This is a genomic window from Streptomyces sp. MBT53 (assembly GCF_016654115.1).
Classification (GTDB): Bacteria; Actinomycetota; Actinomycetes; order Streptomycetales; family Streptomycetaceae; genus Streptomyces.
Window position 1 is genome coordinate 36929 of sequence record NZ_JAEQAZ010000017.1, and the last position, 13758, is coordinate 50686.

The 13758-nt window shown below is 70.6% G+C and carries 17 protein-coding genes; 9 read left to right on the forward strand and 8 right to left on the reverse strand.

The features are described from left to right. Nucleotides 1-53: 53 nt before the first annotated feature. The 3 genes from JHN45_RS09210 to ppk2 are packed head-to-tail and all read left to right on the forward strand — an operon-like array spanning nt 54 to nt 2400. The gene (locus JHN45_RS09210; protein WP_201048647.1) at nt 54-1208 is read left to right on the forward strand and encodes an inorganic phosphate transporter; all 1155 of its coding nucleotides are present in this window, start codon (nt 54-56) and stop codon (nt 1206-1208) included. Between the two features lie 17 nt (nt 1209-1225). Then, entirely contained in the window at nt 1226-1459 is a 234-nt protein-coding gene (locus tag JHN45_RS09215) for a hypothetical protein (RefSeq protein ID WP_200711283.1), read from the forward strand. A 50-nt stretch (nt 1460-1509) separates the two neighbouring features. Continuing rightward, a complete protein-coding gene (gene ppk2, locus JHN45_RS09220) occupies nt 1510-2400 on the forward strand; it encodes a polyphosphate kinase 2 (RefSeq protein WP_200711282.1) in 891 nt (296 codons plus the stop codon). 24 nt (nt 2401-2424) lie between these two features. On the opposite strand, the gene JHN45_RS09225 is transcribed toward ppk2, so the two are convergent. Together JHN45_RS09225 and JHN45_RS09230 are read right to left on the reverse strand one after the other, a co-directional pair. Further along, the gene (locus JHN45_RS09225; RefSeq protein ID WP_019071279.1) at nt 2425-2811 is read right to left on the reverse strand and encodes a luciferase family protein; all 387 of its coding nucleotides are present in this window, start codon (nt 2809-2811) and stop codon (nt 2425-2427) included. A gap of 113 nt (nt 2812-2924) precedes the next feature. Then, nucleotides 2925-4211, reverse strand: coding sequence for an aminotransferase class I/II-fold pyridoxal phosphate-dependent enzyme (locus JHN45_RS09230; protein WP_201048648.1), 1287 nt, complete (start codon nt 4209-4211; stop codon nt 2925-2927). A gap of 159 nt (nt 4212-4370) precedes the next feature. Here JHN45_RS09230 and JHN45_RS09235 point away from each other — a divergent pair, with 159 nt between their 5' ends. The 3 genes from JHN45_RS09235 to JHN45_RS09245 all read left to right on the forward strand — a co-directional run bounded on the left by JHN45_RS09235 (nt 4371) and on the right by JHN45_RS09245 (nt 7249). After that, nucleotides 4371-5837, forward strand: coding sequence for an AlkA N-terminal domain-containing protein (locus JHN45_RS09235; protein WP_201048649.1), 1467 nt, complete (start codon nt 4371-4373; stop codon nt 5835-5837). A 30-nt stretch (nt 5838-5867) separates the two neighbouring features. Beyond that, entirely contained in the window at nt 5868-6353 is a 486-nt protein-coding gene (locus JHN45_RS09240) for a methylated-DNA--[protein]-cysteine S-methyltransferase (protein WP_201048650.1), read from the forward strand. A 95-nt stretch (nt 6354-6448) separates the two neighbouring features. Further along, complete coding sequence (locus JHN45_RS09245) at nt 6449-7249, forward strand: DeoR/GlpR family DNA-binding transcription regulator (RefSeq protein WP_201048651.1); 801 nt, start codon at nt 6449-6451, stop codon at nt 7247-7249. Here the strand turns inward: JHN45_RS09245 and JHN45_RS09250 are convergent. Together JHN45_RS09250 and JHN45_RS09255 are read right to left on the reverse strand one after the other, a co-directional pair. Continuing rightward, nucleotides 7246-7983, reverse strand: a complete 738-nt coding sequence (locus JHN45_RS09250; RefSeq protein WP_201048652.1) for a Sir2 family NAD-dependent protein deacetylase — start codon at nt 7981-7983, stop codon at nt 7246-7248. The genes JHN45_RS09245 and JHN45_RS09250 overlap by 4 nt on opposite strands. A 43-nt stretch (nt 7984-8026) precedes the next feature. Next, on the reverse strand, nt 8027-8338 hold the full coding sequence (locus JHN45_RS09255) for a hypothetical protein (RefSeq protein ID WP_201048653.1): 312 nt from the start codon (nt 8336-8338) through the stop codon (nt 8027-8029). Nucleotides 8339-8404: 66 nt separating this feature from the next. On the opposite strand from JHN45_RS09255, the gene JHN45_RS09260 reads away from it, so the two are divergent. Beyond that, nucleotides 8405-8605, forward strand: coding sequence for a type II toxin-antitoxin system VapB family antitoxin (locus JHN45_RS09260; RefSeq protein ID WP_200711274.1), 201 nt, complete (start codon nt 8405-8407; stop codon nt 8603-8605). A 26-nt stretch (nt 8606-8631) separates the two neighbouring features. Here the strand turns inward: JHN45_RS09260 and JHN45_RS09265 are convergent, their stop codons facing one another. After that, nucleotides 8632-9129, reverse strand: coding sequence for an NUDIX hydrolase (locus tag JHN45_RS09265; protein WP_201048654.1), 498 nt, complete (start codon nt 9127-9129; stop codon nt 8632-8634). Then, the gene (locus JHN45_RS09270; protein WP_201048655.1) at nt 9126-9983 is read right to left on the reverse strand and encodes a helix-turn-helix transcriptional regulator; all 858 of its coding nucleotides are present in this window, start codon (nt 9981-9983) and stop codon (nt 9126-9128) included. Before JHN45_RS09270 ends, JHN45_RS09265 begins: the two co-directional genes overlap by 4 nt. Nucleotides 9984-10084: 101 nt before the next feature. On the opposite strand from JHN45_RS09270, the gene JHN45_RS09275 reads away from it, so the two are divergent. Beyond that, nucleotides 10085-10975, forward strand: a complete 891-nt coding sequence (locus JHN45_RS09275) for an SDR family NAD(P)-dependent oxidoreductase (RefSeq protein WP_201048656.1) — start codon at nt 10085-10087, stop codon at nt 10973-10975. Here JHN45_RS09275 and JHN45_RS09280 read toward each other — a convergent pair. Continuing rightward, entirely contained in the window at nt 10944-11501 is a 558-nt protein-coding gene (locus JHN45_RS09280) for a TetR/AcrR family transcriptional regulator (protein ID WP_200711550.1), read from the reverse strand. The genes JHN45_RS09275 and JHN45_RS09280 overlap by 32 nt on opposite strands. A 134-nt stretch (nt 11502-11635) precedes the next feature. On the opposite strand from JHN45_RS09280, the gene JHN45_RS09285 reads away from it, so the two are divergent. Beyond that, entirely contained in the window at nt 11636-12655 is a 1020-nt protein-coding gene (locus JHN45_RS09285) for an NAD-dependent epimerase/dehydratase family protein (RefSeq protein WP_201048657.1), read from the forward strand. Here JHN45_RS09285 and JHN45_RS09290 read toward each other — a convergent pair. Continuing rightward, the gene (locus tag JHN45_RS09290; RefSeq protein ID WP_201048658.1) at nt 12652-13728 is read right to left on the reverse strand and encodes an ADP-ribosylglycohydrolase family protein; all 1077 of its coding nucleotides are present in this window, start codon (nt 13726-13728) and stop codon (nt 12652-12654) included. The two genes, JHN45_RS09285 and JHN45_RS09290, sit on opposite strands and share 4 nt — an antisense overlap. Between the last annotated feature and the right edge of the window lie 30 nt (nt 13729-13758).

Sequence of the window (13758 nt, forward strand, 5' to 3'; positions counted from 1 at the left end):
GGATTTGGCCTCCGGTTGGCCGAATGTACGCCTTCGATTGCTTCCATCGAGCGATGGACCACATCACGTTCCTCGTGGCCGTCGTCATCGTCACGGCCTTGGCCTTCGACTTCACCAATGGATTCCACGACACCGCAAACGCGATGGCGACATCCATCGCCACCGGGGCGCTGAAGCCCAAAACGGCGGTCCTGATCAGTGGGGCCCTCAACATCGGCGGCGCCTTCCTGTCCACGGAAGTCGCCAAGACGATCTCCGGTGGCATCGTCGACGACACCCTGGTCACACCGGGGATGATCTTCGCGGGGCTCGTCGGAGCGATCCTCTGGAATCTCCTGACCTGGCTGCTGGGACTCCCGTCCAGTTCCTCGCACGCGCTCTTCGGTGGCCTGATCGGTGCCGTCTGGGTCGGCGCGGGCTCCAACGGCGTCCACTTCGACAAGGTCGTGGAGAAGATCCTGATCCCGGCGGTGGCCTCCCCGCTCGTGGCCGGAATCGCCGCTCTCCTCGCCACCTACCTCGCCTACAAGATCACCGCCCGGGCCCGCAAGGACTCGGTCACCAAGGGCTTCCGGATCGGCCAGATCGCCTCGGCCTCGCTGGTCTCCCTCGCGCACGGCACGAACGACGCGCAGAAGACGATGGGCGTCATCACCCTGACCCTGATCTCCGTGGGCGCGCTCGGCCACGACGCCGGTCCGCCGGTGTGGGTCATCGCCTCGGCGGGCCTCGCGATCGGCCTCGGCACCTACATCGGCGGCTGGCGCATCATCCGCACGATGGGCAAGGGCCTCACCGACATCGAGTCGCCGCAGGGCTTCGCGGCCGAGGCCGCCTCCACGACCGTCATCCTCACCTCCGCCCACCTCGGCTTCGCGCTCTCCACCACCCAGGTCTGCTCCGGCGGCATCCTGGGCGCGGGCCTCGGCAGGCGCCTCGCCGAGGTGCGCTGGGGTACGGCCGGCCGTATGGTCATCGCCTGGCTGGTCACCCTTCCGGCCGCCGCCGCGGTCGGCGGTCTGTCCGCGAGCGTCGTCAAGCACGGCGGCAACCTCGGTACGGCCCTGATCGCGCTGATCGCCGCCGCCGTGGCCGGATTCATCGTGATCGCCTCGCGCCGCAACCCCGTGCACGCGGACAACGTCAATGAGACCCACGAGGTCACCATCCGCGGTGGCGCGTCCTCGGACGTCCGTACGGCCGCCTGAGTCAAGGGAGTTGACTGATGAGTGTGGACTGGAACGCCCTCGGCGAGGTCTTCGCGGTGAGTGTCGGAGTGACCGTCGGTGTGGTCGTCGTCTTCGCGCTGGGGGTGCTCGGCATCGCCCAGGTCGAGGCCGCCCGCGAACAGGACGGCGGCACCCACGCCCTCGGATTTGCCCAGGCGGGGTTGTGCTTTCTCGCCTGTGCGGCTGTCGTGGCATACGGCATATATCTCATCGTGCCGCAGTTCCACTGAATACCGCTGATACCAGTGATCAACCGAACACCATCGAGAAGGAGGCCGGGATGACTGAGCTGTTGTCGGGGCTGCGCGTCGACTACACGGACCAGGACGACCCGGTGCTGATCCGGCCCGACGGCAGCCCGGTGGACACCTGGCGGGAGAACTACCCGTACGAAGAGCGCATGGAGCGCAAGGAGTACGACTGGCACAAGCGGCTCCAGCAGATCGAACTGCTGAAGCTCCAGCGCTGGGTCAAGGAGACCGGCCGTCGTCTCGTCATCGTGTGCGAGGGGCGCGACGCGGCCGGCAAGGGCGGCACGATCAAACGGTTCACCGAGCACCTGAACCCGCGTGGTGCCCGTGTGGTGGCGCTCGAGAAGCCGAGCGAGCGCGAGAGCGGTCAGTGGTACTTCCAGCGCTACGTCCAGCATCTGCCGACCGCAGGCGAGATCGTGCTGTTCGACCGGTCCTGGTACAACCGGGCCGGCGTGGAGCGCGTGATGGGGTTCTGCTCGGACGACGAGTACCGCCGCTTCATGCGCCAGGCCCCGCTGTTCGAGCGGATGCTGGCGGACGACGGCATCGACCTGATCAAGTTCTGGTTCTCCGTCTCACAGGGTGAACAGCGCACCCGTTTCACGATCCGCCAGGTGGATCCTGTACGGCAGTGGAAGCTCAGTGCGATGGACCTGGAGTCCCTGGACCGCTGGGACGACTACACGGCCGCCAAGGTCGCCATGTTCCGGGAGACCGACACCGAGCAGGCGCCCTGGACCGTGGTGAAGAGCAACGACAAGAAGCGGGCCCGTGTCGAGGCCATGCGCAGCGTGCTCGCCCGCTTCGACTACGCCGACAAGGACGAGGAGGTCGTCGGCAGCCCCGACCCACGCATCGTGGGCGCGGCGGCGACCTTGCTGGAGGCGGGGGAGGACGACACGGCGGCGGTGTTCTAGGGGCGAGGTCCTTTTGGACCGGTCCTAGTCGCCGTCGCGCGGCACGAGTGTCACCCGGTGGAAGTTGCACCCGGTCATGGGCGGGTTCCCGGAAGGGGGCCCGCCCGCGTGTGCCTTGAGGGCGACGCTGACCAGGCTCAGCAGCAGGTCGACGTCCGTCTCGCAGTCCAGGTGGACGGTCACCCAGCGGGAGCCCGGGATGATCCGGATCGCCGTCGACTCACTGAGATCATGATGGAACCGCAGGATCGCCCCGACGGTGAGATGCAGATCCACATCGTGGTCGGAGTGGAAGTGCACGATCTCGCTGTGGACGGATCGCAGCGCCCGCCCCGTGCCACAGCTGGCCGGGCCCGGACTGAGGTCGGGCCAGCCTGTCAGTCGCTGCATGGCTCTCTCGGCCAGGGTCATGTCCCCATCGTGGACTGCTCACCGCTTCGCAACCAGAGGTTGAGCGATTTGTAACCGTGGCGTGAGGTACCGCACACCTCCGGGACGTCCGGTGTGCGGTGCCTCGCACCGGGTCAACTCGCGTCCGCCACCAGCTTTTCGTAGCCCACGAGCCGTACACACGTGGCCACCCCGTCGATGATCTCCTCGATCTCCGAGGCGTCCGGGAAGGAGGGGGCGATCCGGATCGTACGGTCCTGGGGGTCGTCGCCGTACGGGTGGGTGGCGCCCGCCGGCGTGAGCGCGAGACCGGCGTCCGCCGCGCGGCGCACCACCTCGCGGGCGCAGCCGTCGGGGACGTCGAGGGTGATGAAGTAACCGCCCCTGGGCGTCGACCAGGTGGCGAGACCGGTGTCTCCCAGCCGGTCGGCGAGGATGCGCAGCACGGTGTCGAACTTCGGCCGCAGCAGCTCACGGTGCTTGCGCATATGGGCACGCACCCCGTCGGGATCGCGCAGGAACATCGCGTGCCGCAGCTGGTTGACCTTGTCGGGGCCGATGGAACGCTTGGCGCTGTAGCCGCGCAGCCAGGCCACGTTGGCCGGGGACGAGCCGAAGAACGCCACGCCCGCACCGCCGAGCGTGATCTTCGAGGTGGACCCGAAGACGAAGACCCGGTCGGGGCTGCCGTGTTCGGCGCAGGCCGCCAACAGGTCGGCGATCTCCACCTCTTCCTCGGTGAGGTGGTGCACGGCGTAGGCGTTGTCCCAGAAGATCCGGAAGTCGGGCGCCGCCGTCGGCATCGCGGCGAGCCGTCGTACGGTCTCGTCGCTGTAGCAAGTCCCGTCCGGGTTGCTGTACTTGGGCACGCACCAGATGCCCTTGACCGCCGGGTCCTCGGCGACCAGGCGCTCCACCACGTCCATGTCGGGACCCTCGGCGGTCATCGGCACCGGGATCATCTCGATGCTGAACCGCTCGCACAGCGCGAAGTGCCGGTCGTAGCCGGGGACCGGGCACAGGAACGCGACCCGCTCCTCGTCCGCCCAGCGGCGCGCCGCTCCGGGAAGCGTGCCGAGCAGTGCGTGCACCAGGCAGTCGTGCATCAGCTCCAGGCTGGAGTTGCCCACGGCGAGCAGTTGCGCTGCCGGTACCTGGAGGAACCCGGAGAAGATCTCCCGGAGCTCCGACAGCCCTTCCGCGCCACCGTAGTTGCGGCAGTCCGTGCCGTCGGCGGCGGTGTACCGGTCGCCGGGCAGCGAGAGGAGTTCGGCGGAGAGGTCGAGCTGCCGCGCGGAGGGCTTGCCGCGGGTCAGGTCGAGCGACAGTTTCTTCGCGAGGAGGGCTTCGTAGTCGCTCCGGGCCGCGTCGAGGCGGGCCGGGAGGGAATCGGCGCTGTGCGAGGGTGAGGGAGGGGTCACGGAGGTCGACGCTACAAAGCCGCGTCTCACACCACAAACCGATAAGCCCGGCCTCCACCGGCACCGACCGGGGCGAGGACCAGGCCACGCGACGTCGATGTCGGATTCCCGCCAGCCCGAGCCCGGCCCGTATCGGATGCTGGACATATGCAGAACGGGATGCACACCGATACGGAGCGCTGTGTACGCGCGGTCCAGTCCAAGGACGCGCGCTTCGACGGCTGGTTCTTCACGGCCGTCCTGACCACCCGCATCTACTGCCGGCCCAGCTGCCCGGTCGTACCGCCCAAGCCCGAGAACATGACGTTCTACCCGAGCGCGGCGGCCTGCCAGCAGGCGGGCTTCCGGGCCTGCAAGCGCTGCCGCCCCGACACCAGCCCCGGGTCCCCGGAGTGGAACCAGCGGGCCGACCTGGTCGCCCGCGCGATGCGCCTGATCGCCGACGGAACGGTGGACCGCGAGGGCGTCCCCGGCCTCGCCGCCCGCCTCGGCTACAGCACCCGGCAGATCGAACGCCAGCTCCTCGCCGAACTCGGCGCCGGCCCCCTCGCCCTGGCCCGCGCCCAACGCGCCCAGACGGCAAGGCTGTTGATCGAGACGACCGCGCTCCCGATGGCGGAGATCGCCTTCGCCGCCGGCTTCTCCTCGATCCGCACCTTCAACGACACCGTGCGCGAGGTCTTCGCCCTCTCCCCGAGCGAGCTGCGCAACAGGCGCCCGAGGACGACCGTCCTCACCCCCGGCACGCTCACCCTCCGCCTGCCGTTCCGCGCCCCCCTCAACCCCGACAACCTCTTCGGCCACCTGGCGGCGACCGCCGTACCGGGCGTCGAGGAGTGGCGGGCCGGCGCGTACCGCCGCACCCTCCGCCTCCCCTACGGCCACGGCATCGCGTCGCTCACCCCCCAGCCCGACCACATCGCCTGCCGCCTCACGCTCAGCGACCTGCGCGACCTGCCCGTGGCCATCAGCCGCTGCCGCCGCATGCTCGACCTGGACGCCGACCCGGTCGCGGTGGACGACCAGCTCCGTACGGACCCCGTCCTGGCCCCGCTGGTGGACAAGGCACCGGGCCGCCGCGTCCCGCGCACGGTCGACGAGGCCGAGTTCGCCGTACGGGCCGTACTCGGCCAGCAGGTCTCCACGGCGGCGGCCCGCACCCACGCGGCCCGCCTGGTCACCGCCCACGGCGAACCGGTCGACGACCCCGAGGGCGGCCTGACCCACCTGTTCCCGTCCCCGCAGGCACTGGCGGCCGTGAACCCGGAGTCGCTCGCCATGCCGAACACCCGCCGCACCACGTTCACCACGCTCGTCGCCCAACTGGCCGACGGGACGCTCCACTTGGGAGTGGAGAGCGACTGGGCGGAGGCGCGAGCCCAACTGCTGAACCTTCCCGGCTTCGGCCCCTGGACGGTCGACGTCATCGCCATGCGTGCCCTCGGCGACCCCGACGCCTTCCTCCCCACCGACCTCGGAATCCGGCGCGCCGCACAGGAGTTGGGCCTCCCGTCGACCCCGGCCGCCCTCACCGCCCGCGCGGCGGCCTGGCGGCCGTGGCGGGCGTACGCGGTCCAGTACCTGTGGGCGACCGACACCCACCCGATCAACTTCCTCCCCGTATAAGGGAATCGCAGACAGCGGAGTACGGACGACATGAAGCACCACACCGTGATCGACAGCCCCTACGGCCCGTTGACCCTCGTCGCGGACGAGGACGGCGCCCTGTGCGGCCTCTACATGGTCGACCAGCGCCACCGCCCCCCGGAGGAGTCCTTCGGCACTCCCGACGACACCCCCTTCGCCGAGACGACCGCCCAACTACAGGCGTACTTCGCGGGCGAGTTGAAGGAGTTCACCCTCGAACTGCGCCTGCACGGAACCCCGTTCCAACGCACCGTCTGGGACCAGCTCCGCCGCATCCCCTACGGCGAGACCCGCTCCTACGGCGACCTCGCCGACGCCCTCGGCAACCCGGGCGCCTCCCGCGCGGTCGGCCTCGCCAACGGCAAGAACCCCATCGGGATCATCGTCCCCTGCCACCGGGTCGTCGGCGCGAACGGCAGCCTCACGGGCTACGGCGGCGGCCTGGACCGCAAGCAGCGCCTGCTGGACTTCGAGAGCGGGGCGGCGCTTTTCTGAGCGCTCGCCCGACGGGCGCCGGATCCCGCCAAAGTGCTTTGCGGGCACGGGAGTTGAAAGGAGTCGTTCGGCAGGTCCGTGTAGTGTCCTGTCGCGTGCTGGCCGAACAACGACACCAACTCATCCTGCGGGCCCTGCGATCCGGCGGCACTGTCACCGTGACGGATCTCGCCGGCCGCTTGGACGCCAGTGCCGCGACGATCCGTCGTGACCTCCTCAAGCTGGAAGCGGACGGGCTGCTCACGCGGGTTCATGGCGGAGCGGTCGTGGAGGAGGCTCCCGCACCGTTCACCGAGGCTGCCGAGGCCCAGGTGGACGTGAAGGACGCCATAGCCGCCGAGGCGGTCAGGATGATCGAGGACGGTCAGTCGATCATCCTGGACTCCGGCTCGACGGTTCACCGGCTCGCCCGGCGGTTGCACGGGCGCCGGATCACCGTGATCACCAACAACCTGGCGGTGTACGAGGAACTCGTCCAGGACGAGCACGTCCAGCTCATGCTGCTCGGCGGCATGGTCGTACGGGAGTCGCGCATGCTGGACGGCTTCATGGCGGAGGACAACCTTCGCCAGGTGCACGCCGACTGGCTCTTCATGGGAGCCTGCGGGGTCCGCGCGGGTGCTCAGGTCATGGACACCACGGTCGCCGAAGTGCCCGCGAGACGGGCCATGATCGCGGCCAGTGACAAGGTGGCGCTGCTCGTCGACGACACCAAGTTCCCCGGAACCGGCATGGTGAAGATCTGCGGTCCGGAGGACCTGGATGTCGTCGTGACCGACGCGGTGCCCGGCGCCGCGGCCTGGACGGCTTTCGAGGAAGCGGGCGTGGACGTGATCCGGGCGAAACCCGTTGGAGCGGTCCAAACCGCTGCTGTCGTCGATGCCGTCGGCGCCTAGGAGTCCCGCTCCTGGCTCAGCCGGTGCAGCAGCTCGGGCAGAGCCGTCCCGATCGGCTCTCGTACGACCTCGTCGGCGAGTTCGTCGTACGGCGTCGGCTCGGCGTTGACGATGATCAGGCGGGCGCCGTGGTCGGCGGCGACGCCGGCGAGGCCCGCGGCGGGCTGGACCTGGAGGCTGGTACCGACGGCGATGAAGACCTGGCAGGCCTTGGTGATGGCGACGGCCTCGCCGAGGACCGCCGGGTCGAGGCGTTCGCCGAACATCACGGTCGCCGACTTCAGGATTCCGCCGCACTCCAGACACGGCGGGTCCGCCTCGCCGGCCGCGACGCGGGCCAGGGCGTCCTGCATCGGGCCCCGCACATGACACTTCGTGCACACGAAACTCCGTGCGCTGCCATGGAGTTCGAGCACTTTGCGGGCGGGCACACCGCCGAGCTGGTGGAGTCCGTCGACGTTCTGTGTGATGACCCTGACCGGTACCCCGGACCGTTCCAACTCGGCCACCGCCCGGTGCGCGGCGTTCGGCTCGGCCCGGAGCGCGCGGTTGTCGCGGCGCATCTGCCACGACCGGCGGCGGATCTCGGGGTCGCCCATGTAGTACTCGTACGTCACGAGTTTCTCGGCCTCGGGGTCGCGCCGCCACAGCCCGTTGGGGCCGCGATAGTCGGGGATGCCGGAGTCGGTGGAGATGCCCGCGCCACTCAGGAGGGCGACGAGAGGCTTGTTCATGGGCCGAGGGTAGGTCGCCCGGGCGCCGGGAGGCGAACGGATATCAACCGCCCGTCGCCCAGCGGATCGCCGCGATCGCACCGGCCAGTACGGCGGGGCCCGTCCACCACCAGCCCGTGATCCGCCGCACGGACGGCAGCGAGCACACCGCCACCACCGCACCGGCGGCACCGATCGCGAGGACGCACGAGAGGACGATCCCGGCGTACGCGTCGCCGTCCCAGGGCCCCGACGGGCGGATGGTCAGCGCCGTCCAGCAGCACAACACGGCGGTGAGGGTGAGCAGGACGAGCGGTACGGCGAGGACCAGACGCAGGCAACCGCGGTCGTCGTCCACGGGGGAAGGGCCGGTCATCGGTGCGGTGGATTCCTTGCCTCGTGCGGATGTTCGGGGCGCGCCGGCGGGTGCTAGCGTCCACGCATGGCCAAGGTGAACGTCTCGCTCGACGCAGCGCTCGTCGTGGAAGTCATGGTCCTCGCAGGAGTGAACAACCCGCAGGACGCCGTCGAACTCGTCGTCCGCGACTACATCCAGCGCGGCCACCGCACCGAGGCCAGGGCCGAGGCCCGCGACGACGCGCGGCGCGAGGTGGACGTGAAACCCCGCGAGGTCGAGGGCTGAGACCGGCGGGGCCGTCGGGAAGGGGCTCAGCCCACCCGTCGCCCGTTCTCCAGCTCCGCCGTCCCCGCCCCCTCCGCCAGTACGTCGAGCCCGACCAGGACCCGGAGTCCCAGGGAACCCGGCAGGTACTCGGTGAGTTCGTCGCGCGGGACGAGGCGCCAGGACAGGAGTTCCTCCTCCTGGAGCCGGATCGACTTGAGGTCGTTCGCGGTGAGGACTCCGCCGTCGTAGAGGTAGGCCACCAGTGGCGGGTACTCCGGCCCGTGGTAGATCCAGTCCACGGCGAGGAGTTGCCCGAGTTCGACGTCGAGGCCGATCTCCTCCAGCGTCTCGCGGCGCGCTCCCTGGCGCGGTGTCTCGCCGTCGTCCGACTCGATGGTGCCGCCCGGAAGAGCCCAGCCCTCACGGTAGTTGGGCTCGACGAGCAGGACGTTGCCCTCGGTGTCGCGAAAGAGCGCGGCGGCCCCGGCGAGGATGCGGGGGAGTCCGGCGAGGTACGTGGCGAAATCTGGCGTGGTGGTCATTCAGGAAGGGTAACCAGCCCGCGCAGCCGTCTCTCCGACTCGCTGCCGGGCTCCGGGAAGTGACAGATCAGGCTCAGCCAGGGCGCTTCCTGCACCGCGAGCCGTACGTACGACACCTCGATGTCACCCGCGGAGGGGTGGCGGTAGCGGCGCACGGAGGAGCGGAACTCCACCACTTCGTGTGCTTCCCACAGACGTGCGAAGTGCGGGCTGGTGGTGGTGAGTTCGTCGATCAGCTCGGCGAAGCGCGGGTTGTCCAGTTCGTACGCCGCCTGCTGCCGCAGCAGGCCCGCCATCCACTCCGTCTCCGCCTCCCACTCGGGCATCAGGGCGCGGATGCCGGGTTCCCTGAACAGCAGCCAGGCGCTGTTGAGTTCACGGCGCGGCCGGTCGAGGAGGGCGGCGCCGAGGACGGCCTCCTGGGCCCGGTTCCAGGCCAGGACGTCGAAGCAGCGGTCGATGACGAACGCGGGGTTCGGCATCAGCGTGTCGAGGAACGCCCGTACGGCGTCCGGTACTTGGAGGGACCGCTCGGCCGGCTCGGGCGCCGGCCTGCCCGCCAGCCGGAACAGGTGGGCGCGTTCCACCTCGTCCAACTGCAGCGCGCGGGCCAGGGCGAGCAGGATCTGCGGGGAGACGTTGATGTCACGGCCCTGCTCCAGCCACGTGTACCAGGTCAGGCTGACACCCGAGAGGAGGGAGACTTCTTCGCGGCGCAGACCGGGAGTTCGGCGCCGGCCACCCGCGGGCAGCCCCGTACCGTCCGGGTCGGCGCGCTCACGGCGGGACCGCAGGAAGGCGGCGAGGGCCTTGCGGCCGTGATCCCCGGATTCTGGTGGTGGTGTCGCTGGCACCAGTCAATTCTGCACTCTTCAACCGGGCGGCCCACCGGCGCAGGGTGAGAGGGACACCGGTCTCCATGGTGTTCTGAACTCCCTTGTGAAAGGCGGCCCTTGTGGCTGAGCTTCCCCTGTCCACTCCCCGCACCGTCCTGGTCACCGGCGCCACCGGCGGCGTCGGCTCCGCCGTCGCACGCGCCCTGCGCACCGCCGGCTGGACCGTGTACGCCGCCCACCGCCGCCCCGAGGACGCGGAAGCGCTCCGGGACGCCGGCTTCACCCCCGTCCGGCTCGAACTGACCGACGAGGACTCGGTGTTCACCGCGGCCGAGCAGGTCGGAGCGCGGCTCGACGGACTCGTCAACAGCGCCGCGATCATGGGCCAGGGCCCCGTCGAACTGACGCCCGTCGAGGCGTGGCGCCGCCAGTTCGAGATCAACGTGATCGGCCAGGCCACCGTGATCCGCGCGTTCCTGCCCGCGCTACGGGCGTCCGGCGGCCGCATCGTCAACGTCGGCGCCGTCTCGGCCCGTGTCCCGCCGCCCTTCTTCGGCCCCATCGCCGCCTCCAAGGCCGCGCTCGCCGCACTCACCCACTCCCTGCGCGCGGAACTCCGCCACCAGGGCGTCAAGGTCACCCTCGTCGAACCCGGCGCCATGGACACCCCGATCTTCGCGACGGCGGACAAGGCGAGCGCGGACCTGGGCTGGGCGGCCTCGGCCAGGACCCAGCAGCACTACGCCCGCGCCCTGGACGCCGTACGAGCGACAGCCGCCCGCCGGCCGCTCGGTCCGGTCACCCCCGCGGTCGACGCCGTCGTACGCGCCCTGACCACCCGCCACCCGGCCACCCTCACCACCACCGGCCGCGACGGCCGCGCCCTCGCCCTGCTGCGGTTCCTGCCGGACGGCCTGCGGGACCGGCTGGTGCTGAAGGCGTTCGGAGTGACGGCGGAGGCGTTCGACGACACGGCCCCTACGGAGTCGCCCGCAGCCCGTCGACGATGAGATCGAGGATCCGCCCGGCCCGCTCCTCCGAGCCCGGCCGCGCCGGATCGATCCGCCACAACACGCTGAGCTGGAGCAGCACATCCTCCGGGTCGATACCGGACTTCAGCGAACCGTCGGCGGCCCCGGCCTTCAGGAGGACGTCGATCGCGGCCACGAAGGGCGCGAAGTACTCGTCGTCCGCGCCCCCGTCGGTCGCCGCGTGGATGACCTCGGCGACGCCGTATTTGAGCCGCCCGTAGTGGGCGACTTCGTCAAACCAGAGTCGTAGCGCTGCGAGCGGCGGATGTTCGGCCAGCAGCGCGGGCGCGCGGTCGATCAGGTGCTGGATGTCGTGCCGGTACAGCTCCAGGATCAGCGCCTCCCGGGTGGGGAAGTGCCGGTAGAGCGTCCCGATGCCGACGCCCGCCTGCTTGGCGATCGCGGTGAGGGAGGCGCCGCTCGACGCGGCGACGGCCTCGCGGGCGACGGCCAGGATGCGCTCCCGGTTGTCGAGGGCGTCGCGGCGGGTCGGTTTCGGGTTCACGGGTGCGGGTCGTCCGTCCGGTGTCGGATTGCTAAGCGGAGGGCCCTCCGGTACGTTGGTGAATGTACCGGAGGGGCCTCCGTTTCGCTCTCCATTCTGGCACACCCCCACCCGACACCGCAGGGAGCACCGTCATGCCCGAACTCGTCCTGGTCACCGGAGGCAGCGGCTACATCGCCGGCTGGTGCATCGCGGAACTGCTGCGCCGCGGCTACGACGTCCGTACGACCGTCCGCGCCAAGGGCAAGGAGCGCGCGGTCACCGACGCCGTCGCGACCGTGGCCGACCCCGCCGGGCGGCTGAGCTTCGCCGTCGCCGACCTCACGGCCGACGCGGGCTGGGACGCCGCGCTCAAGGGCGTCGACTACGTCCTGCACGTCGCCTCCCCGCTCGGCGCCGCCTCGGACGACCCCGACGCTCTGATCGCCCCGGCCCGCGACGGCGCCCTGCGCGTCCTGCGCGCGGCCACCGAGGCGGGCGTACGACGCGTCGTGATGACCTCGGCCGCGAACGCCGCGAGCCCCTCGTCGTACGCCTCGGAAGGTGTCACCGACGAGACGCTTTGGACCGATCCAGACGACCCGACCCTGATCCCGTACCGCCGCTCGAAGACCCTCGCCGAGCGGGCCGCCTGGGACTTCATGAGCGGCTACGACGGCCCGACCGAGCTGACCACCGTGCTCCCCGGCGCCGTCTTTGGACCGGTCCTCACCACCGCGAACCTCGGCTCCGTCGGCATCATCGCGCGCATGGTGAGCGGCAAGATGCCCGGCGTCCCGCGCATCGGCCTCGAGGTCGTGGACGTCCGGGACCTGGTCGACGTACACCTCCGGGCGATGACGTCACCGGAGGCCGCCGGTCAACGCTTCCTGGCCACCGGGGAGTTCGTGTGGATGGCGGACATCGCGCGCACCCTGCGCGACGGCCTCGGCGAGCACGGTCGTACCGTCTCCACGCGCCGCCTCCCGGACTTCGCGGTCCGTCTCGCCGCCCGCTTCTTGGACCGGTCCCTCCGTGAGATCATCCCCGCGCTCGGCCGCCGCAACCGCCACAGCACGGAGAAGGCGCGCCGCGTCCTCGGCTGGGAACCGCGCCCGGCGCGGGAGGCCGCCCTCGACTGCGCCCGGAGTCTTGTCGCCCAGGGGGCCGTCTAGTTGTCGGCGGTCTGCGCCAACTGCACTGTCCGCTCGGCGAGTTCACTGATCCGTACCCCGTCGAACCCGAACACCGCACTGCGCACGGTGTTTTCGAGCGGGTCCTTCCACTGTGCCGGGATCGCGGCGGCGCCGTTCAGCACCCCGGCGACGGAACCGGCGGTCGCGCCGTTCGAGTCGGTGTCGAGGCCGCCGCGGACGGTGAGCGTGATGGTGCGGGTGAAGTCGCCGTCGCCGTACAGGAGTCCGGCGGTGAGGACGGCCGCGTTCGGGATCGTGTGGATCCAGCCGAGGCCCGCCGTCTCCTCGGACAGTGTGGTGAGCGTGTCCTCCCAGGTCATCCGGGTCTCGTGGAGCGTGAGCACCCGGCGCACGGTGCGGGCGAGACGGCAGCCCGGCGGGATCACGGTCAGCGCCGTGTCCAGCGCGTGCCGCACGGTCGGCGCGGTGAACGCCGCCGAGATCAGGGCTGCGGCCCACATCGAGCCGTAGACACCGTTCCCCGTGTGGGACAACACGGCGTCCCTGCGCGCCAGTTGGGCCGCGCGGCGCGGGGCACCAGGGTTGGTCCAGCCGTGGATGTCGGCGCGGATCAGGGCGCCGATCCACTCCTGGTACGGGTTGTCGTACGTCGCCGTCAGCGGTGGCTTGAGGCCGTTGGCGAGGTTGCGGTAGGCGGCGCGCTCGGCCGTGTACGTCTGGAGGTACGGGAGGCGCAGCAGCCACAGTTCGCCGACCTGCTCGGTGCTGAAGCCGAAGCCGTGGGTCTCCAGGAGGTCGAGGCCGAGAATGGCGTAGTCGACGTCGTCGTCACGGCAGCTGCCGTGGATCCGGCCGCGCACGCACCGCTGCCACTCGGGGCGCAGCTCGAAGCCGTCGTCCTCGCCGGGCGGCTCCGGCAGGTAGTCGGTGAGCGGCAGGGCGGCGGCCCGCCGGAGATAGCGGTCGATGCGGTCGCGGGTCCACAGGTCGCCCTGCTCGACGGGCTTGCCGAGCATGTTGCCCGCGATCCGGCCCAGCCAGCCCCCGAGGACACGGTCCGCGAGCGCCTGCTCAGTACCTACTGGGGTCATGTCTCCGGTCTACCCGATTCCGGGCCCGGC

Coding starts and splice junctions, on each gene's coding strand:
- JHN45_RS09210 (WP_201048647.1), top strand. CDS start 54: ATGGACCACATCACGTTCCTCGTGGCCGTCGTCATCGTCACGGCCTTG.
- JHN45_RS09215 (WP_200711283.1), top strand. CDS start 1,226: ATGAGTGTGGACTGGAACGCCCTCGGCGAGGTCTTCGCGGTGAGTGTC.
- ppk2 (WP_200711282.1), top strand. CDS start 1,510: ATGACTGAGCTGTTGTCGGGGCTGCGCGTCGACTACACGGACCAGGAC.
- JHN45_RS09225 (WP_019071279.1), bottom strand. CDS start 2,811: ATGACCCTGGCCGAGAGAGCCATGCAGCGACTGACAGGCTGGCCCGAC.
- JHN45_RS09235 (WP_201048649.1), top strand. CDS start 4,371: ATGCACACCGATACGGAGCGCTGTGTACGCGCGGTCCAGTCCAAGGAC.
- JHN45_RS09240 (WP_201048650.1), top strand. CDS start 5,868: ATGAAGCACCACACCGTGATCGACAGCCCCTACGGCCCGTTGACCCTC.
- JHN45_RS09250 (WP_201048652.1), bottom strand. CDS start 7,983: ATGAACAAGCCTCTCGTCGCCCTCCTGAGTGGCGCGGGCATCTCCACC.
- JHN45_RS09255 (WP_201048653.1), bottom strand. CDS start 8,338: ATGACCGGCCCTTCCCCCGTGGACGACGACCGCGGTTGCCTGCGTCTG.
- JHN45_RS09260 (WP_200711274.1), top strand. CDS start 8,405: ATGGCCAAGGTGAACGTCTCGCTCGACGCAGCGCTCGTCGTGGAAGTC.
- JHN45_RS09265 (WP_201048654.1), bottom strand. CDS start 9,129: ATGACCACCACGCCAGATTTCGCCACGTACCTCGCCGGACTCCCCCGC.
- JHN45_RS09285 (WP_201048657.1), top strand. CDS start 11,636: ATGCCCGAACTCGTCCTGGTCACCGGAGGCAGCGGCTACATCGCCGGC.
- JHN45_RS09290 (WP_201048658.1), bottom strand. CDS start 13,728: ATGACCCCAGTAGGTACTGAGCAGGCGCTCGCGGACCGTGTCCTCGGG.